Source organism: Blautia massiliensis (ex Liu et al. 2021), assembly GCF_052064225.1.
In the GTDB taxonomy this organism is placed as follows: Bacteria; Bacillota; Clostridia; order Lachnospirales; family Lachnospiraceae; genus Blautia_A; species Blautia_A fusiformis.
On record NZ_JBQHWA010000024.1, the window covers coordinates 34,670 to 52,398 of the forward strand.

Sequence of the window (17,729 nt, forward strand, 5' to 3'; positions counted from 1 at the left end):
AGAAGGCCAATGGCAGAGATGTATACTTTGATGTCTGCCTGAAAACAGTCATAGAGAAAGGAATTACAAACATTGAACAAGAGAAATTACCAGAAAGAACTGGATAAACTGATTGAAGGAAACCAGAAAGAGGGGAAAATTCCCAGACTTTTTCTGCATGCCTGCTGTGCACCCTGCAGCAGCTATGTGATGGAATATCTGTCACAGTATTTTGAGATCACCATATTTTTTTATAATCCTAATATCGCACCGGAGGAGGAATATGCCCATCGCGTGGCTGAGATCCGGCGTCTGATCGGGGAGATGGAGTTTGTACATCCGGTAACGCTGGTGGAAGGACGGTATGACCCGAGAGAATTTTATGAGATGGCAAAAGGTCTGGAAGATGTTCCGGAAGGAGGAGAACGGTGCTTTCGGTGTTACCGTCTGCGGATGGAAGAGGCGGCAAAACTGGCGAAGGAGGGAGGATATGATTATTTCACCACAACCTTAAGTATCAGTCCGCTGAAAAATGCACAGAAGATCAATGAGATTGGCGAGGAGCTGGCAGAAATCTATAAAGTGCCACATCTGACTTCAGATTTTAAGAAAAAGAATGGCTACAAGCGTTCCATTGAGCTGTCTCATGAGCATGCTCTGTACCGGCAGAATTACTGCGGCTGTGTATTTTCAAAGAAAGAAGCCATGGACAGAGAACGGCTGGTTACTGAGAACCGAGTGAACAGTAACAACGGCTGAAGACAGCAAACGTATAATTATGAAAAACTTTGCATTTTTATAAAAATATGTTACACTAACACAGAAAAGTGCAGACGTCCGGGAGACGGAGCTCGTGTATGTCCGGAGAAGACAGTTCTGCCGCAAAAAAGAAAAGTGAGGAAGAATCAATATGGCACAGTTATGGGGAGGCCGTTTTACAAAAGAAACGGACAAGCTGGTTTACAATTTTAACGCATCCATTTCCTTTGATCAAAAATTTTACAGACAGGATATCCGTGGAAGCAAGGCACATGTTGCCATGCTTGCAAAACAGGGGATCCTGACAGAGGAAGAAAAGGAGCAGATCACAGAAGGACTGGACGGTATCCTTGCAGACGTGGAAGCAGGCAAGCTGGAGATTACAGCGGAGTATGAGGATATCCACAGCTTCGTGGAGGCAAACCTGATCGACCGTATCGGAGATGCCGGAAAGAAGCTTCACACAGGAAGAAGCCGTAATGACCAGGTAGCTCTGGATATGAAGCTTTATGTCCGCGACGAGATTGATGAGACAGATAAGGAGCTGAAGGACCTTCTTCTTGCCCTGCAGAAGATCATGGAAGAGAATGTTCACACCTACATGCCGGGATTTACCCACCTTCAGAAGGCACAGCCGGTAACTCTGGCACACCATGTAGGCGCATATTTTGAGATGTTCCGCAGAGACCGTGACAGACTTTTTGATATCCGTAAGAGAATGAATACCTGTCCGCTTGGAGCGGGAGCACTGGCAGGAACCACTTATCCGCTGGATCGTGCCTATACTGCAGAGCTTCTCGGCTTTGATGCACCAACCAGAAACAGTATGGATTCCGTATCTGACAGAGATTATGTCATCGAGCTTCTCAGTGCATTTTCTACGATCATGATGCATCTGAGCCGTTTTTCAGAGGAGATCATTCTATGGAATTCCAATGAGTACCGTTTCGTTGAGATCGATGACGCATACAGCACAGGCAGCAGTATCATGCCGCAGAAGAAGAATCCGGATATCGCAGAGCTTGTCCGTGGAAAAACAGGCCGTGTTTACGGAGCGCTGACATCTATTCTCACAACCATGAAGGGAATCCCGCTTGCATACAACAAAGATATGCAGGAAGACAAGGAGCTGACCTTTGATGCCATTGACACCGTAAAGGGCTGTATCGCCCTGTTTACCGGCATGGTTTCCACTATGCAGTTCAACAAAGCCAACATGGAGGCAAGTGCAAAGAGAGGATTTACAAACGCCACAGACGCAGCAGACTATCTGGTTAACCACGGTGTACCGTTCCGTGATGCTCACGGCATCGTCGGAAGACTGGTCCTTCTCTGTCTGGATAAGGGAATCTCTCTGGATGAGCTTCCGCTTTCCGAGTACAAAGAGATCAGTCCTGTGTTTGAGGAGGACATCTATGAAGCCATCAGTATGAAGACCTGCGTGGAAAAACGTGTGACTCTGGGAGCGCCGGGACCGGACGTGATGGAGCAGGTGATCGCTCAGAATAAAGAATATCTTGAAAAAAATTAAGATAATGCTTGCATTTTAGGAAAAATTGGTATAGTATTTACAGAAAAGACAAATGTGTGCCATGGAGGGACACAAGATGAGGAGAGTTTTATTATGAGTGAAAAGCTTAAAGTCGGTATTTTAGGTGCAACTGGAATGGTTGGTCAGAGATTCATTTCTCTTCTGGAGAATCACCCGTGGTTTGAGGTGGTTACTGTAGCGGCAAGCCCGAGAAGCGCAGGCAAGACCTACGAGGAGGCTGTAGGCGGCAGATGGAAAATGGATACTCCGATGCCGGAGGCAGTAAAGAAGCTGGTTGTTATGGATATCCACGAGGTTGAGAAGGTTGCAGCTACTGTTGACTTTGTATTTTCCGCAGTTGATATGACTAAGGATGAGATCAAGGCGATCGAGGAAGAATATGCAAAGACAGAGACACCGGTTGTGTCCAACAACAGCGCACACCGCTGGACACCGGACGTTCCGATGGTAGTTCCGGAAATCAATCCGGAGCACTTCGAGGTTATCGAATTCCAGAAGAAACGTCTCGGAACAAAACGCGGCTTTGTAGCTGTTAAACCGAACTGCTCTATCCAGAGCTACGCTCCGGTACTTACCGCATGGAAAGAGTTCGAGCCGTATGAAGTAGTTGCCACTACATACCAGGCTATTTCCGGAGCAGGAAAAACCTTTAAGGACTGGCCGGAGATGGAGCACAACATCATTCCGTACATCGGTGGTGAGGAAGAGAAGAGTGAGAAGGAGCCATTAAGACTCTGGGGCAAGATCGAGGACGGTGTGATCGTTCCGGCTACCACACCTGTCATCACATGCCAGTGTGTACGTGTTCCGGTTCTCAACGGACATACAGCAGCTGTATTCGTTAAATTCCGCAAGAAACCTACCAAAGAGCAGCTGATCCAGAAGCTGGTTGAGTTTAAGGGACTTCCGCAGGAGCTTGAGCTTCCAAGCGCTCCGAAGCAGTTCATCCAGTATCTTGAGGAGGATAACCGTCCGCAGGTACAGATGGATGTAAACTATGAGAATGGAATGGGAGTATCTGTAGGACGTCTTCGTGAGGATACTGTTTACGATTACAAGTTCATCGGACTTTCCCATAACACAGTAAGAGGTGCCGCAGGCGGAGCGGTTCTCTGTGCAGAAACTCTGAAAGCGAAAGGATATATCCAGGCTAAATAAGAACTGGATCCTTTACAGGAAATAAAGAAAATCATCAGAAACGGGATATCGGTTTTTCCGGTGTCCTGTTTTTGCGTATGTGGAAGGAACAAAGGAGATATGCGCAGAAAAGTAATTACTACAGTTGTGACATTTTCCACAACCACGGCTGCCATGAAAATGGAAAGAACGGCCAGGGAATCTGAATTTCCGGGAAGGCTGATCCCGATCCCTTCAGAGATCAGTGCCCAGTGCGGACTGGCATGGAAATGCGTGGAGCAATCAGAGGAGGAAACAGAAAAATTCCTGAAAAAAAAGGAACTGGCCTGGGATGGCATCTATCGTGTTCTGGTATAAAACGGATATTGTTTGTTGTATGTAACAAAACGAAAATTTTTGAAAATTTTCGCATTTTTATTGTTAAATAATTAGTAAAGTGTTACAATATAACAAGCAGATTTCCGGAAAGCGTGTTGCTGTGAACAAAGAAGCAGCAACAAAGTGCCACGCTTGCTAAAAATATGTGGAGGTGCTATTTATGAACAGGGAGGATGTAGAGAAACTGTCAACCGCTGCGAAGGGTAAGATAAACTTACTGAACAGCAATTTCGGAAAATACTTTATGCGGGCGATCATGGCCGGATTTTTTATTGATGTGGCGATGATCTACAGTAACGTTGTTGGAAATGTATTTTCCAAGACATTCCCGGAATGGGGGAAATTCCTTGGAGCCATCGTGTTCTCTATTGCGGTCCTGCTGATCGCAATGGTAGGAGGAGAGCTGTTTACCGGTAACAATCTGGTAATGGCTTTTGGTGCGTATGACAAGAGCGTATCATGGAAAGATGTTGGAAAGGTCTGGGGAATCAGTTACATCGGCAATTTTGTGGGATGCCTGATCCTGGCGCTGATTTTTGCAGGTGCCGGAGCGTCCGGTACAGCAGATTATTTTGCCGGATTTATAAACGGAAAACTGAGTATTCCGGCAGGACAGATGTTTTTCCGTGCGGTACTTTGTAATTTCTTCGTCTGTCTTGCTGTTCTCTGCGGCATTAAGCTGAAGAGTGAGTCAGGCAAGTTCCTGATGATCGTGATCTGTATTTCAGGTTTCGTTGTCAGCGGATTTGAGCATTGTATTGCAAATATGGGTATTTTTACAGTTGCATTCTGTATGGTGCCAGGATTGTCTGTCGGCGCTATGCTTAAAAGCATGGTGATCGTAACACTGGGAAATATAGTTGGCGGAGGTGTGCTTCTGGCATGGCCGCTTAGAAAGATGAGTGCAGATAAATAGTATGGCAAAGGCTTTATACATAGCGGAGAAGCCCAGCGTGGCACAGGAATTTGCGAAGGCTTTGAAGATCAACGGTCAGAGAAAAGACGGATATCTGGAATCTGATGATTCTGTGGTAACCTGGTGTGTAGGACACCTGGTTACCATGAGCTATCCCGAAAAATATGATATCAAGTTTAAAAGGTGGAGTTTTGATACCCTGCCTTTTTTGCCGCGCGAATTTAAATATGAAGTGATCCCCGGGGTCAAAAAGCAGTTCGAGATCGTAAAAGGACTGCTGAACCGGCCGGATGTGGATACCATTTATGTGTGTACCGACTCTGGACGTGAGGGTGAATATATCTACCGTCTGGTAGCCCAGATGGCAGGAGTAAGGGGAAAAGTCCAGAAACGTGTGTGGATCGATTCCCAGACAGAGGAAGAAATCTTAAGAGGGATCCGTGAAGCGAAGGATATTTCGGAGTATGATAATCTGGCAGCATCTGCGTATCTCCGCGCAAAGGAAGATTATCTTATGGGAATCAATTTTTCCAGAGTTCTGACCTTGCGCTACGGAAGCAGTGTCACCAATTATCTCCATTCCAAATATCAGGCCATTGCAGTTGGGCGTGTGATGACCTGTGTTCTTGGCATGGTGGTGCGGAGAGAACGGGAAATCCGTGTCTTTGTGAAGACACCGTTTTACCGTGTCCTTGGCAGCATTGGACTTGCAGGCGAAAATTTTGATGGTGAATGGAGAGCTGTGGAAGGCAGCCGGTATTTCCAGTCCCCGTATCTTTATAAAGAAAACGGCTTCAGGAAAAAAGAGCATGCACAGATGCTGATCGATCAGCTGATGGTGAACCAGCCCCTTTCCTGTATTGTGGAAAAGGTGGAACGAAAAAAAGAAAACAAAAATCCGCCGCTTCTTTTTAACCTGGCGGAGCTTCAGAATGTGTGCTCAAAGCTGTTTAAGATCAGTCCGGACGAGACACTCCGGATCGTACAGGAGCTTTATGAGAAGAAGCTGGTGACTTATCCGAGAACGGATGCCAGAGTTCTTTCCACGGCAGTGGCCAAGGAGATATACAAGAATATATCCGGTCTTCGAAATTATCAGCAGGCTGGTGCTGCGGCGGCAGAGGTTATGGGGATGGAATCCTGGAAAAGCATTGCAAAGACCAGATATGTGAATGACAAGCAGATCACAGACCATTATGCGATCATTCCTACCGGTCAGGGATTGAATGCGTTGGGAAGCGTGTCTCTTACTGCGCAGCGTGTGTACGAGACTATTGTACGGAGATTTTTGTGTATTTTTTATCCGCCGGCCGTTTATCAGAAGGTGAGTCTTGTGACGAAGCTGGACGGCGAGGCATTCTTTTCATCCTTTAAGGTTCTCAAAGAAGAAGGCTATCTGAAGATCGCTACTAATTCTTTTTCGCGGAAAAGGGCTTCAGACAGTGAGAAAAACGGAAATGGAGAGGAAGACGAGGTTTCCTGTGATACTGTGCTCCTGGAGGCGTTGCAGAAGCTGAAAAAGGGTGATATACTTCCTGTGAACGGTTTGAGTATCAAGGAGGGTGAGACTTCACCGCCCAAACGATACAATTCCGGTTCCATGATCCTTGCCATGGAAAATGCAGGACAGCTGATCGAGGATGAGGAGCTTCGAGCCCAGATCAAGGGAAGCGGGATCGGCACCAGTGCTACCCGTGCCGAGATCCTGAAGAAGCTTTTTAACATCAAATATCTGGCACTGAACAAAAAGACCCAGGTGATCACTCCAACGCTTCTTGGGGAAATGATCTTTGATGTGGTAAATTGTTCTATCCGGCAGCTTCTGAACCCGGAGCTTACGGCAAGCTGGGAAAAGGGGCTCACCTATGTGGCAGAGGGCAGCATCACGGAACAGGAATATATGGACAAGCTGGAGCATTTTGTGCGGGTACGTACCCGGCAGGTGGAGGCAAGCAATTATCAGTATAACCTGCGGCAGTTTTTTGATGCGGCCGCTGTAAACTACAGGAAGCCGGAGCGAGCTTCCGGACAGGGAGGAAAGAGATCATCATGATGAAAGATTTTACTATCAGCAATATGCTGGATCTGAATGAGACCATTGCAGCAGAGCTTTTTGAGGGAAAAACCTATCCGTGGGAGGTTCTTCCGGAGATCGGAGATTTCATTATTAAGCTGGGAAAAACACTGGATCCTTCTGAATATGAGGAGAAGGGCGAAAATGTATGGATCGCAAGATCCGCTACAGTTGCGCCGACTGCAAGTATCACCGGACCGGCTATCATTGGCAGAGACGCCGAGGTGCGCCACTGTGCATTTATCCGCGGCAAGGCTATCGTTGGTGAGGGCGCAGTTGTGGGAAATTCCACAGAGCTTAAGAATGCAGTGCTGTTTAACAAGGTTCAGGTTCCTCATTATAATTATGTTGGAGATGCTGTGCTGGGATATAAGTCCCACATGGGTGCCGGATCGATCTGTTCCAACGTAAAATCAGACAAGAAGCTGGTTGTCGTAAAAGACGGGGATGAAAAGATCGAAACCGGTCTTAAGAAATTCGGAGCGATGCTCGGAGATCATGTTGAAGTCGGATGCGGTTCTGTGCTGAATCCCGGTACTGTGATCGGACGGAATTCTAATATCTACCCGCTGTCACCGGTACGTGGATGTGTTCCTGCAGATTCCATTTATAAAAATGCAAAAGAGATCGTAAAGAAAAAATAAGAAACAGATTCTTCTGGACACGCATTTAGGCTGCACTTTTGAGAGAGTGCAGCTTTTTTTGATGGGGGATGGATGCGATGCAGCAGTATTGGTCGTGGAAGGATGAACCGACCGGGAGCGGGCGGGATTAAGATAAAAACAAAAGCTGTCGAAGTATGACCAGTCCTATAATATGGACTGGGTAAAACCAGTAAAAGAAATATTTTGCTGATTTTCCGCGGATGAAGCCTCTTTTTCCATTGTACAGGTTAATGGACAGAAAGGCAAAGGAGGCTCTCCATTCATAGTAAAGCCAGCAGCTTCCGAGGATTGCCTGGCCTGGCTTATCGTTTCGCATATAGTACATGATCAGCAGGAAAATATACCCCCGCCATCCATAGTCTGCTTTCAGAAAAATGGAAACAACAAGCAGTCCCAGGATGCAGAGAAGCTGCATCGAAGGTCTGGTCTGGAAATATTCGATGGCACAAAAGGCCAGATATCCGAGGAAAAGCGTGAAAAACACATTTTGTCTTTCGTAACGCAGCGTATTTGTAAACATCAGATTCCACGGAATTTCTGAGAGCAGCGCAAAAAGAAGGAGATTTCTTCCATAGAGGAACCGGCTCCGTGTATGCCGGAAACCTTCCAGCAGGAGAAAACAGAAGATGGGAAAAGCAGCTCTTCCGATATCGCGGAAAATAAGATATACATTATATTCTCTACCGAAAAGCGTAAACAGGATTTTCTGTGCGGGCTGATACATACTGAGCAGCACAGCTCCGATATGATCGATCAGCATGGTGATGACCGCGATCATCTTCAGAGCGCTTCCGCTGAGAATGCGGTATTTTTCTGGAAAAACAGAATCCACAGATGCATTCATGAAAAATATACCTCCAGGGTTAAACTTGCTAATATATTATCACATACATACAGTAGTTGCCAGAAATATTTGACAGTTAGGCATGCAATACTGCCGGAATAACTACCAATATTATGCGTTTTATGGCAAAATTTTATTAAATATGACTGGACGAAACAAAGGTTTTGTGAGAAAATAGCGATAGGGTGTTATCGAACTTTTTTTTCTCAATAACATCGGTCAATCTATACTTGAAAGGAGTTTTAAAATGATTTATTCACGCGAAGTAGAAGAAATGTGTCCAGTGGCACAGGGCGTACATCATGGTGCCGCTCCGATCCCGGAAGAAGCAAAATGGGTTCAGGCAAAAGAAGTAAAGGATATCTCCGGATTTACACACGGTGTTGGCTGGTGTGCTCCGCAGCAGGGTGCTTGCAAGCTTTCCCTTAACGTTAAAGAGGGAATCATCCAGGAGGCACTTGTTGAGACAATCGGATGTTCAGGAATGACTCATTCTGCAGCTATGGCTTCTGAGATCCTTCCAGGACTTACCGTTATGGAGGCGCTGAACACAGACCTTGTATGTGATGCAATCAATACAGCTATGAGAGAGCTTTTCCTTCAGATCGTTTACGGACGTTCCCAGTCTGCATTCTCCGAGGACGGACTTGCAGTAGGCGCTGGTCTTGAGGACCTTGGAAAAGGACTTCGTTCTCAGGTTGGTACAATGTATGGAACTCTGAAAAAAGGACCTCGTTACCTTGAGATGGCTGAGGGTTATGTTACAGGTATCGCTCTTGATGAGAACGATGAGATCATCGGATATCAGTTCGTAAGCCTTGGAAAAATGACTGACTTCATTAAGAAAGGTGATGACCCGAACACAGCATGGGAGAAAGCAAAGGGTCAGTACGGCCGTGTTGCAGATGCTGTTAAGATCATCGACCCAAGAAAAGAGTAATTACACTTCGTAAGGTAAAAATATCAGGAGGTTACAGGAAATGGCTTTATTTGAATCATATGAGAGACGAATTGACAAGATCAATTCTGTTTTAAACAGCTATGGAATCGCTTCTATCGAAGAAGCTGAGAAAATCACTAAAGACGCAGGACTGAACGTTTACGATCAGATCAAAGGCATTCAGCCGATCTGCTTCGAGAACGCTTGCTGGGCTTACACAGTAGGTGCAGCTATCGCGATCAAAAAAGGCTGCAGAAGAGCCGCTGATGCAGCTGCAGCTATTGGAGAAGGTCTTCAGGCTTTCTGTATCCCGGGATCCGTTGCAGACACACGTAAAGTAGGTCTTGGACATGGAAACCTTGGAAAGATGCTCCTTGAGGAAGAGACAGACTGCTTCTGTTTCCTTGCAGGACATGAGTCTTTCGCAGCAGCTGAGGGTGCGATCGGTATCGCTGAGAAAGCAAACAAAGTTCGTAAAAAACCTCTTCGTGTTATCCTGAACGGTCTTGGAAAAGATGCTGCTCAGATCATCTCCCGTATCAACGGCTTTACATATGTAGAGACAGAGTATGATCCATATAAGAACGAGGTTAAGGAAGTATTCCGTAAATCCTATTCTGAGGGACTTCGTGCAAAGGTTAACTGCTACGGCGCTAACAGCGTTCCGGAAGGTGTTGCAATCATGTGGAAAGAGGGCGTTGACGTTTCCATCACAGGAAACTCCACAAACCCGACTCGTTTCCAGCATCCGGTAGCAGGAACATACAAAAAAGAATGCAACGAGAAAGGCAAAAAATACTTCTCCGTTGCTTCCGGCGGTGGTACAGGACGTACACTTCATCCGGACAACATGGCAGCAGGTCCTGCTTCCTACGGTATGACTGATACACTTGGACGTATGCATTCTGACGCTCAGTTCGCAGGATCTTCTTCCGTACCGGCTCACGTAGAGATGATGGGTCTTATCGGCGCTGGAAACAACCCGATGGTTGGTATGACAGTTGCTGTAGCTGTTTCCGTACAGGAAGCTGCAGACGCTGGAAAGTTCTAATATAAGCATAGCTTAAAATAGCGAAAAAGCCGTAAACTCAAGGGTTTGCGGCTTTTTTACGTTTGCCTGAAAATTAGAACAAAACACTCTGAAAAAACGATAAATTTGACGGGTAGCTAACAAGTAGCGTAAGCGCTTAATTCTTGGGTAGATAGACATTTGCCTATTTCTAGCTCATAATGATGATAGTAAATAGATTTTTACTCCGCTCCATGGATAGGAGATAGAAAATTACTACATTTGGAGGTTTCATTATGAGTAACAAACGTGCTCCGGGGCGTTCCCTGGATGAATGGATGGAACTGGTAACCGAGTGCAGGCAGAGCGGATTGACGGATGCTGCGTGGTGTAATGAACACGGGATTTCTCCCAGCTGTTTTTATAATGCAGTTACCCGTCTGCGCAAAAGAGCCTGCCAGATACCGGATCCAGTTGGAAAAGCCAGCACTCTTGATCCCACATCCCATAAACAGGATGTGGTTCAGATTGCTATAGAACCGGAGATTTCTCCGGTAGAACTGATCCCGAATGGGAGAAACAGTTCTATGCACCTTGACAATTCACATACGATTGAAATCGAAGCGAAAGGATTGCTGATACGCATGAGCAATACCATTCAGCCAACTCTCCTGAAAGTTTTGATGGATGCACTGAAGGAGCCGTTATGTTAGCGGATATCTCAAATGTTGATGCCATCTATATCGTCTGCGGCAGGACAGACATGCGCAAATCCATTGATGGATTATGTGCGATCATCCAGGAGCAGTTTTCCATGGAGATAGACCATGCACTCTATCTTTTTTGCGGACGTAAATGCGACCGCATCAAAGCTATCCTAAAAGAGCCGGATGGTATCGTGATGATCTACAAAAGGCTGACTGCACAAGGATCTTACAGGTGGCCGAGAAACAAATCCGAAGTCCGGAACCTCACATGGAGGGAGTTCGACTGGCTGATGTCCGGCATTGATATCGAACAGCCAAAGGCTATCAAAACCTCGTGATCTCAGCATAAAAACATGCACATAAATGCGGGCATTTCCCTTGCTTTTTCGTCATTTTTCAGTCAATGAATGTCCCCGTTTTACTGGGAAATTCTCTTGTTTTCTGATATAATGAAGACAGTAAAAACAGGAGGAAAAAGCAGTGGCAGACAGTTCCAAAGATATCCAGCTGCGCGAGCTGAAAGATATGATCACCGATCTGAAAAAGATGATAAAAACGCTTCAGGCAACTGTCGATGCTGCCAATAAACGGGAAGAAGCCCTGACACAGGAAAGGGACAACCTGAAAGATGAAGTGGCCCTTCTGCGTAAAAAACTCTTTGGCTCTTCCAGCGAGAAACGTACTTTTGATATCCCGGGTCAGCTGAACCTTTTCAATGAAGCAGAAATGGAACAAGACCCGGCTGCAGCCAAGGCAGAAGAACTGGAGGCGTCCCTTCCAGATAAAACAGGAAAGAAACGGAAAGCCAGGACTACAGATGCAGAGCGTTTCAAAGGGATCCCTGTCCAGAAGAAATATCTGGATCTTGCCGACGGGGAGAAAGTCTGTCCAGTCTGCAATACTGCATTGGAAGAGATCGGAGAAGAGTTTGTCCGCCGCGAACTGGTTTTTATCCCGGCAAAACTGAAGGTGTATGAGTACTACAGTAAAAACTATACATGTCCTGAATGCAGCAAACGTGACCTTCCCGTGATAAAAAAAGGGAAAGATGGAAAACCCCATATGCTCTATGGGATGGCTTCTGCAGGTACAGTCGCATGGGTGATGTACCAGAAGTTCTGCAACGGGCTTCCGTACTGCCGTCAGGAAAAAGACTGGAAACAGTACGGTGCTGCCATTACAAGGGCAACCATGGCTAACTGGGTGATCCATAACTCTGAAGCATTTTTTCTTCCAATGTATGAGTACTTTCACCGGAAACTTCTGGAAAGAGGATTTGCAATGGCAGATGAAACACCCCTGCAGGTACTCCATGAACCGGGACGCCGTGCACAGACAAAATCTTACATGTGGCTTTTCCGCAGTGGTGAAGACGGCGGCCCGCCGATCATCCTCTATAAATATTCGGAGACCCGAGCAGGGGACAATGCGGTGGACTTCCTTCATGGGTTTAAAGGCTATCTGATGTGCGATGGCTACAGCGGATACAACGAAGTCCCTGACGCAAAACGGACAGCCTGCTGGGCACATATCAGGAGATATCTGACAGATGCCATTCCCAAAGGGAAGGAACTGGACTACGCCCAGCCTTCCGTGCAGGGTATCATGTATATCAATCAGCTCTTCCATCTGGAAGATGTGATCAAGGCAAAGTGCACTTCCTTCGATGCTATCAAAAAGGCCCGTCTTGAGAAAGAAAAGCCGATAGTGGGAGGCTTTTTGTCGTGGCTTGATAAGCAGTCACCTGTCCGCGGATCCAGAATGGATAAGGCAGTGACGTACATCCAGAACCGTCGTTCCTATCTTACCACCTATCTGGAAGATGGACGGTGCAGTTTTTCCAACAATCTCAGCGAAAACGCCATCCGGCCATTTACAGTTGGCCGCAAAAACTGGCTGTTTTGTGATACTCCTAATGGAGCCCAGGCCAGTGCTGTCGTATACACGATGGTAGAAATGGCAAAAGCAAATGGAGTAAACGTCTATCACTATCTGACTTATCTGCTTGAGAAACTTCCAAATGATAGGATGAGTGATGAAGAGTTGGAACTCCTGGCACCATGGAATGAAAACGTGAAAGATGAAATCAAACGCCGTGCAGGCGACAGGAATCAATCATATGTGAATTGTCAAGGTGCTCCGGCTGCTGAAAAGTAGCCGGGTATTTTTCTATCAACGGCTGAAAATTAAGCGCTTACCAAGTAGCTTACACGTAGTTAACAACGGTAGCTTACAAATTATTCGCTGGGGATCTATGGCCAGGTGATCATATTCATAGCTGTACGCAGGTCTTCGATGGTCCTGTGAGTGTATACTTTTTCCGTGATATCCTGGATTTCATGACCAACGATTAACTTTAGGACATATTCGTTTATGTTGGATTCCTTTGCCTTGGTAATAAAGGTGTGCCGGGTGTCGTGAGGCTTGTGGGTCATATTCAGGCGTGACATAACCTTTTTGAAACGGTTTCTGTATTTGTCATATGTAAGATGAGTTCCCTGCTGCCCATCCGGATCATTGAAAAGATATTCGCTGTGCATAGAAGTGGCCTGATTGTAATTGCGGCGAACCAGATCCATGATCTGTGGGTGAATAGGAACGGTACGATTCTTTCCGGCATCTGTTTTCAGTCCACCGATAAAAGTCATATTTTCAAAGTCAATATCTGCAATTTTCAGGACAGCCAGTTCCTGCGGCCGCCAGCCAGAATATATTCCGATCAGAACCATATCTGCAAAAGGAATTTCAAGATGGGACCAGAGAGACAATATTTCCTGATCAGAAAAAGGAACACGGATGATTTTAGGCTTAGGTTGCTGCACACCATCACAGAGTTGGGCATAGTCTTTAGTTACAATTTCATGTTTCATGGCATATCGGTACATAAGATTGAATAAGCTTTTCATTCGTGCTTTTGTGCTGTCACCGACCTGAGCATTACGAATAGTTTTTTCCAGATGCTCGACCCGGATATCTTTCATTTTGATATTGTATAGTGGAGCACAGTGCTTATATGCAGAAGTAATAGTACGGACACTGGAAGGACCACCCAGGGTAGGGAAATGTACATCAGACCATGCTTCGTACACATCACTAAAAGTGGGTTCTTTGGCAAATAAATCGTAGGGATTTTCGTTATATCGGGTAAGAGCTTCCAAAGCTTCTTTTCTGGTGCTAAAGTATCCAATAGCTTTTTTGACTTGTTTTGCCTGATTGGTTTTGGTGTCGATTTCCCATCCGGTTGTTTTACTGGCTGCCCAGGGTTTACGTCTCTTTCCGGGAAGTTTATAAACAGATCCGAAACCATTTGGTAACTTCATAAATATCATCCTCCTTGTAAATATGGGTACAAAAATAACAGCCAGTGAACGAGTGTTTCGCTTGCAAGGCTGCTCCGAAGATGATACAATATTTTTGCAAAATGAGGTATCTCTTCGGAGATCCACCACCGTCCCGGTATTGGCGTACTGGGGCGGTTTTTAATATTAATTTTCGGAAATTATATCATAAAAAACATTTTCGGGAATAATCTCTATATCATATCCATCAAGCTTTAACTTTTCAGCTTTTTTCTGTTTGGAGCTTTTTCCGTCTTTGATGGATTTACAATAATCATTATTACCTAAAATGAGATAATTAGTTTTTTTGGTTACGCTGTCGGCATTTTTTCCACCAAGATCAGCAACGATTTGCATTGCTTCCTTGCGTACCATTTTTTCAAGTGTTCCGGTAAATACGCATACTTTTCCATATAACAAATTAGATGTATCAAAATCAGTTTTAGAAGTGCTGATGTCATCTGCTCTAACACCACTTCTGGAACGTCTACATGCTTTGCTAAATGCTTCTAATGATTCATATTTTTCTGTAATTTCATTAACGAGACATATATAGCATTTAGAAGTTATTTCTACATCACTTAAGGCTCTATGTGCATTTTCATAACTGAGATTATAGTATTGAACTAAATCAGATAATTTATGATGGTTAAGTTCCTTATGTATACGTCTAGAAAGTCTCATGGTGTCGATGAAGTCATTAGATAAATACTTGTGGATAACGTGTTCACAATTGTCATATAGAAAATTAATATCAAAATTAACGTTATGTCCTACAAGAATGGAATTTCCAATAAAGGAATAAAATTTTGATAGTACCAATGCGGTAGAATCTGCTTTTGATAACATTTCATCAGTTATTCCGGTAAGATTAACGATAAAGTCATCCAAAAAAGATTCATCGGTGGTAAAATCATCTGGTTTTATAAGAGAAGTGAAAGTATCGACAAGATTTCCTTTATGAAATTTTGAAGCAGCGATTTCAATAATACTATCCCAATCAGGCGAAAGTCCTGTTGTTTCGATATCAATGACACAGTAATCATCTGGAAAAGAGATAACATTTTTTCCCTTGTACTGTCGATCATGAGTAAAACTTATTTTTTCTCCAGTTAAAATATCAAATCCGATTGTCATATGTGACTCCTTTTACTTTATTTATAATCATTAAAAGCTTGTATAAGATCTTCAGAAGCTTCACCCATCAGAACGTATTTTCCGTTTATAGCTAAAGCATTTATTGTATAACCATCAATGCCTTCAACTGAAATGGCATTTCCAGAAACTAATTCTTTATATTGGGTAGAAGACATATCGTATTCGTAAATTTCAGCATCACCATATTTAAAACCAGATATGGCACCAACCATATCAGCGGCCATTTCAATACGTTTGCCAGAAAGAACATTCTTTTTAAGTAAATAGTCTTCCATATTATTATTCTTAGTATCATCAGACTGATATTTTTTTAATTTGGAAGTAAGGTCATCGACTTGCTTTTGTAAATCATCAACCTGCTTCTGCAAGGCAGCGATTTTGTCGTCTTTTGTATCTGCAAAAACAGCTACGGACGGAGAAAAAACAAAAATAGTGGTAAGCAAAATTGCTAAAAACTTCTTTTTCATAATATCCTCCCTTTAAAATATAATATCCATAAATAATACGATATTCATTATGGAAAATCCCTTGTTCAGATTATAAAGTATTAATTTTTATTACAGCCAACTGCGGAATAAAATAGATTATATAATTGTCCATAGCAACATACTGTCCGTACTTGGAACGGTAACAGTCTATTACTTCGGTAAGATAATTCTCCGGTACATCCAGATATTCTGCCATCTCATGAAGACTCCGGCAGCGAGATTCATAAGCATTGATGATCCCGATCAGCCCTACTCGAAGATTATAGCCATAAAGTCTGGCCCGGTATTCCTGCTTTCGGTTCATGACATCAGTTGACTGATCCAGAATATTACCTGTGGTAGTATAGTGGTGGCCAAGTTCCTCAGCCAGAATACAGGACTTTTCTGCCTGAGTTTTAATTCCTTTTCTGATAGCTACAGTTCCATCACAATATAACCCCTTTATTCTTTCAGTTTCAAATGGATAATCTATAACATCTATACCGTCCCTGCAGGCGGTATCTAGTAATTTTTCGTATGTATTCAATTCAAAACCTCCCGCTCGTGTATATTGAAATTGACAAATATTTTTAAGTGACTTATAATATACTTAACAAGACAGCTGGAACGATAGCTGAAACCTATCCGTTTCTGGCGTTATAAGAGTTATAGAAATAGCATCCTACTTTACCAGAGCGGGGATGCTATTTCTTATTGTTCAGATTCAGAATGGCTACGATTAAAAGTCCTACATTTAGGATAATCATAAATTCTTCATATGTACTCATAAGCCCCACTCCTTTCTGCAAGACTCAGAAACGGAGTGGTACCGCATCCTTCCAGTTGCCTGGGTAAGTATATTATATTGTCAAAACATATCTGGCAGATCTGCCAATTATTCCCGTTTCATTTTTTACTCACAGTACTGTAAAGCACAGATATTATTTTCTTTTACCTTTTACAAATTCTGCGAACTGACGGATTTCATTCAATTCATCTTCTGTATATTCCTCGCTATCGAAGTGAGCGGCGAGAGTAGTAGGTTGTCCATGAGAATCATCTGCCAGATAGTCAATGGTACAGCCAAGATATGCAGAAAGTTTTTTTAATGTAGAAAGTTTTATATTATCAGTTCCTTTTGTATAAAAACCGGCGATTGTAGTATATGGAATACCGGCTTCTTTTGAAAGGATAGACTTATTGATTCCCTTTTTAGCCATTAATTCATCTAACTTATCAGTGAATGACATATCTAATACCTCCTGTTAAATTCTATTATACATATAAAAATAACTTTGTAAAGTAAAAAAATACCCCGCAAAGTAAAAAAAAGTATTTTATGGGTTGATAAACTACCCTATAACGTATAATCTATAATCAAAGTTACCTTGCAGGGTAACAGAAAGGAGGAGAAAATGTTTTTTAACTTAAATGCCGAAATGGGAAGAGCCAAATTAACCATTAAGAAGTTATCTGGGATTACGGCTATAAACTATGAATCTTTAAAATTGAAACTCAGAGGTGTTACAGAATTTAAGCTGAGTGAAATGATGGCAATTAAGAGAAAAGCTTTCCCAGATAAGACATTGGATTACTTATTTGCAACTGAAAACGACAAGTAATCATTCATTTGAAGGGAGGAGGTGAGAAGTGATGGATACATCAAAAGAAGAAATTGTAAACCTGCGTAAGCAGATAAACAGGTTAAAAATTAGTTTACTCAAACTTCCCACACCAATAAGGTGTGCTGAACCTTGAAAATCCAATATTTCAGCCAATAAAAAAGGCATAAATACAATCCTTTGG

At 43.6% G+C, this 17,729-nt stretch carries 20 protein-coding genes; 13 read left to right on the plus strand and 7 right to left on the minus strand.

Annotation, left to right across the window (positions count from 1 at the left end; all coding sequences use genetic code 11):
* Positions 1 to 72 precede the first annotated feature (72 nt).
* The 7 genes from ACTNDQ_RS10795 to ACTNDQ_RS10825 all read left to right on the plus strand — a co-directional run bounded on the left by ACTNDQ_RS10795 (position 73) and on the right by ACTNDQ_RS10825 (position 7,439).
* Positions 73 to 738 carry an epoxyqueuosine reductase QueH gene (locus ACTNDQ_RS10795; RefSeq protein ID WP_279199713.1) on the plus strand — a complete coding sequence of 222 codons (666 nt, stop codon included), beginning with the start codon at positions 73 to 75 and terminating at the stop codon, positions 736 to 738.
* Between the two features lie 151 nt (positions 739 to 889).
* Complete coding sequence (gene argH / locus ACTNDQ_RS10800) at positions 890 to 2,269, plus strand: argininosuccinate lyase (RefSeq protein ID WP_015525719.1); 1,380 nt, start codon at positions 890 to 892, stop codon at positions 2,267 to 2,269.
* 93 nt (positions 2,270 to 2,362) lie between these two features.
* A complete protein-coding gene (gene asd / locus ACTNDQ_RS10805) occupies positions 2,363 to 3,448 on the plus strand; it encodes an aspartate-semialdehyde dehydrogenase (RefSeq protein ID WP_015525720.1) in 1,086 nt (361 codons plus the stop codon).
* A 99-nt stretch (positions 3,449 to 3,547) separates the two neighbouring features.
* A complete protein-coding gene (locus ACTNDQ_RS10810; protein ID WP_250789802.1) occupies positions 3,548 to 3,784 on the plus strand; it encodes a DUF3343 domain-containing protein in 237 nt (78 codons plus the stop codon).
* Between the two features lie 181 nt (positions 3,785 to 3,965).
* Positions 3,966 to 4,721 (plus strand): formate/nitrite transporter family protein, encoded by a 756-nt coding sequence (locus tag ACTNDQ_RS10815; RefSeq protein WP_177968721.1) that lies wholly within the window; start codon positions 3,966 to 3,968, stop codon positions 4,719 to 4,721.
* A 1-nt stretch (position 4,722) separates the two neighbouring features.
* Positions 4,723 to 6,774 carry a DNA topoisomerase gene (locus ACTNDQ_RS10820; protein WP_441064598.1) on the plus strand — a complete coding sequence of 684 codons (2,052 nt, stop codon included), beginning with the start codon at positions 4,723 to 4,725 and terminating at the stop codon, positions 6,772 to 6,774.
* The gene (locus tag ACTNDQ_RS10825) at positions 6,771 to 7,439 is read left to right on the plus strand and encodes a transferase (protein WP_021651109.1); all 669 of its coding nucleotides are present in this window, start codon (positions 6,771 to 6,773) and stop codon (positions 7,437 to 7,439) included. The genes ACTNDQ_RS10820 and ACTNDQ_RS10825 overlap by 4 nt, the downstream gene beginning before the upstream one ends.
* A 127-nt stretch (positions 7,440 to 7,566) precedes the next feature.
* Here ACTNDQ_RS10825 and ACTNDQ_RS10830 read toward each other — a convergent pair whose 3' ends face one another.
* On the minus strand, positions 7,567 to 8,304 hold the full coding sequence (locus ACTNDQ_RS10830) for a TraX family protein (protein ID WP_278796533.1): 738 nt from the start codon (positions 8,302 to 8,304) through the stop codon (positions 7,567 to 7,569).
* A 247-nt stretch (positions 8,305 to 8,551) separates the two neighbouring features.
* Here ACTNDQ_RS10830 and ACTNDQ_RS10835 point away from each other — a divergent pair, with 247 nt between their 5' ends.
* From ACTNDQ_RS10835 to tnpC, 5 genes are all read left to right on the plus strand, one after another.
* Positions 8,552 to 9,244, plus strand: coding sequence for an iron-sulfur cluster assembly scaffold protein (locus ACTNDQ_RS10835; RefSeq protein ID WP_015525726.1), 693 nt, complete (start codon positions 8,552 to 8,554; stop codon positions 9,242 to 9,244).
* Positions 9,245 to 9,284: 40 nt separating this feature from the next.
* Positions 9,285 to 10,295, plus strand: coding sequence for a GGGtGRT protein (locus ACTNDQ_RS10840; protein WP_015525727.1), 1,011 nt, complete (start codon positions 9,285 to 9,287; stop codon positions 10,293 to 10,295).
* Positions 10,296 to 10,549: 254 nt separating this feature from the next.
* Entirely contained in the window at positions 10,550 to 10,966 is a 417-nt protein-coding gene (gene tnpA / locus ACTNDQ_RS10845) for an IS66 family insertion sequence element accessory protein TnpA (RefSeq protein ID WP_441064599.1), read from the plus strand.
* Complete coding sequence (tnpB, locus tag ACTNDQ_RS10850; protein ID WP_291808221.1) at positions 10,960 to 11,298, plus strand: IS66 family insertion sequence element accessory protein TnpB; 339 nt, start codon at positions 10,960 to 10,962, stop codon at positions 11,296 to 11,298. Before tnpA ends, tnpB begins: the two co-directional genes overlap by 7 nt.
* A 142-nt stretch (positions 11,299 to 11,440) precedes the next feature.
* Positions 11,441 to 13,117, plus strand: coding sequence for an IS66 family transposase (tnpC, locus tag ACTNDQ_RS10855; protein ID WP_441064600.1), 1,677 nt, complete (start codon positions 11,441 to 11,443; stop codon positions 13,115 to 13,117).
* Positions 13,118 to 13,212: 95 nt separating this feature from the next.
* Here tnpC and ACTNDQ_RS10860 read toward each other — a convergent pair whose 3' ends face one another.
* From ACTNDQ_RS10860 to ACTNDQ_RS10880, 5 genes are all read right to left on the minus strand, one after another.
* The gene (locus ACTNDQ_RS10860) at positions 13,213 to 14,280 is read right to left on the minus strand and encodes a tyrosine-type recombinase/integrase (RefSeq protein WP_441064601.1); all 1,068 of its coding nucleotides are present in this window, start codon (positions 14,278 to 14,280) and stop codon (positions 13,213 to 13,215) included.
* A gap of 165 nt (positions 14,281 to 14,445) precedes the next feature.
* Positions 14,446 to 15,435, minus strand: coding sequence for an exonuclease domain-containing protein (locus tag ACTNDQ_RS10865; RefSeq protein ID WP_441064602.1), 990 nt, complete (start codon positions 15,433 to 15,435; stop codon positions 14,446 to 14,448).
* Between the two features lie 17 nt (positions 15,436 to 15,452).
* A complete protein-coding gene (locus ACTNDQ_RS10870) occupies positions 15,453 to 15,923 on the minus strand; it encodes a hypothetical protein (protein ID WP_441064603.1) in 471 nt (156 codons plus the stop codon).
* Positions 15,924 to 15,993: 70 nt separating this feature from the next.
* Positions 15,994 to 16,470: a hypothetical protein gene (locus ACTNDQ_RS10875; protein ID WP_129975997.1), complete on the minus strand. Its 477-nt coding sequence runs from the start codon at positions 16,468 to 16,470 to the stop codon at positions 15,994 to 15,996.
* Between the two features lie 394 nt (positions 16,471 to 16,864).
* Positions 16,865 to 17,173 carry a helix-turn-helix domain-containing protein gene (locus ACTNDQ_RS10880; RefSeq protein ID WP_441064604.1) on the minus strand — a complete coding sequence of 103 codons (309 nt, stop codon included), beginning with the start codon at positions 17,171 to 17,173 and terminating at the stop codon, positions 16,865 to 16,867.
* A 165-nt stretch (positions 17,174 to 17,338) separates the two neighbouring features.
* Between ACTNDQ_RS10880 and ACTNDQ_RS10885 the strand changes: the two genes are divergently transcribed.
* Positions 17,339 to 17,545, plus strand: coding sequence for a hypothetical protein (locus tag ACTNDQ_RS10885; protein WP_441064605.1), 207 nt, complete (start codon positions 17,339 to 17,341; stop codon positions 17,543 to 17,545).
* Here the strand turns inward: ACTNDQ_RS10885 and ACTNDQ_RS10890 are convergent.
* Positions 17,546 to 17,729, minus strand: a 184-nt coding sequence (locus ACTNDQ_RS10890) for a hypothetical protein (protein ID WP_441064606.1), incomplete at its 5' end; no start/stop codon positions are given.

Bases quoted from the DNA above. Each gene is read 5' to 3' on its own strand.
- tnpA (WP_441064599.1), top strand. From the start codon at position 10,550: ATGAGTAACAAACGTGCTCCGGGGCGTTCCCTGGATGAATGGATGGAA.
- ACTNDQ_RS10880 (WP_441064604.1), bottom strand. From the start codon at position 17,173: ATGTCATTCACTGATAAGTTAGATGAATTAATGGCTAAAAAGGGAATC.
- ACTNDQ_RS10860 (WP_441064601.1), bottom strand. From the start codon at position 14,280: ATGAAGTTACCAAATGGTTTCGGATCTGTTTATAAACTTCCCGGAAAG.
- ACTNDQ_RS10885 (WP_441064605.1), top strand. From the start codon at position 17,339: ATGTTTTTTAACTTAAATGCCGAAATGGGAAGAGCCAAATTAACCATT.
- ACTNDQ_RS10820 (WP_441064598.1), top strand. From the start codon at position 4,723: ATGGCAAAGGCTTTATACATAGCGGAGAAGCCCAGCGTGGCACAGGAA.
- ACTNDQ_RS10830 (WP_278796533.1), bottom strand. From the start codon at position 8,304: ATGAATGCATCTGTGGATTCTGTTTTTCCAGAAAAATACCGCATTCTC.
- argH (WP_015525719.1), top strand. From the start codon at position 890: ATGGCACAGTTATGGGGAGGCCGTTTTACAAAAGAAACGGACAAGCTG.
- ACTNDQ_RS10825 (WP_021651109.1), top strand. From the start codon at position 6,771: ATGATGAAAGATTTTACTATCAGCAATATGCTGGATCTGAATGAGACC.
- ACTNDQ_RS10815 (WP_177968721.1), top strand. From the start codon at position 3,966: ATGAACAGGGAGGATGTAGAGAAACTGTCAACCGCTGCGAAGGGTAAG.
- asd (WP_015525720.1), top strand. From the start codon at position 2,363: ATGAGTGAAAAGCTTAAAGTCGGTATTTTAGGTGCAACTGGAATGGTT.
- ACTNDQ_RS10870 (WP_441064603.1), bottom strand. From the start codon at position 15,923: ATGAAAAAGAAGTTTTTAGCAATTTTGCTTACCACTATTTTTGTTTTT.
- ACTNDQ_RS10810 (WP_250789802.1), top strand. From the start codon at position 3,548: ATGCGCAGAAAAGTAATTACTACAGTTGTGACATTTTCCACAACCACG.
- tnpB (WP_291808221.1), top strand. From the start codon at position 10,960: ATGTTAGCGGATATCTCAAATGTTGATGCCATCTATATCGTCTGCGGC.
- ACTNDQ_RS10835 (WP_015525726.1), top strand. From the start codon at position 8,552: ATGATTTATTCACGCGAAGTAGAAGAAATGTGTCCAGTGGCACAGGGC.
- ACTNDQ_RS10840 (WP_015525727.1), top strand. From the start codon at position 9,285: ATGGCTTTATTTGAATCATATGAGAGACGAATTGACAAGATCAATTCT.
- ACTNDQ_RS10865 (WP_441064602.1), bottom strand. From the start codon at position 15,435: ATGACAATCGGATTTGATATTTTAACTGGAGAAAAAATAAGTTTTACT.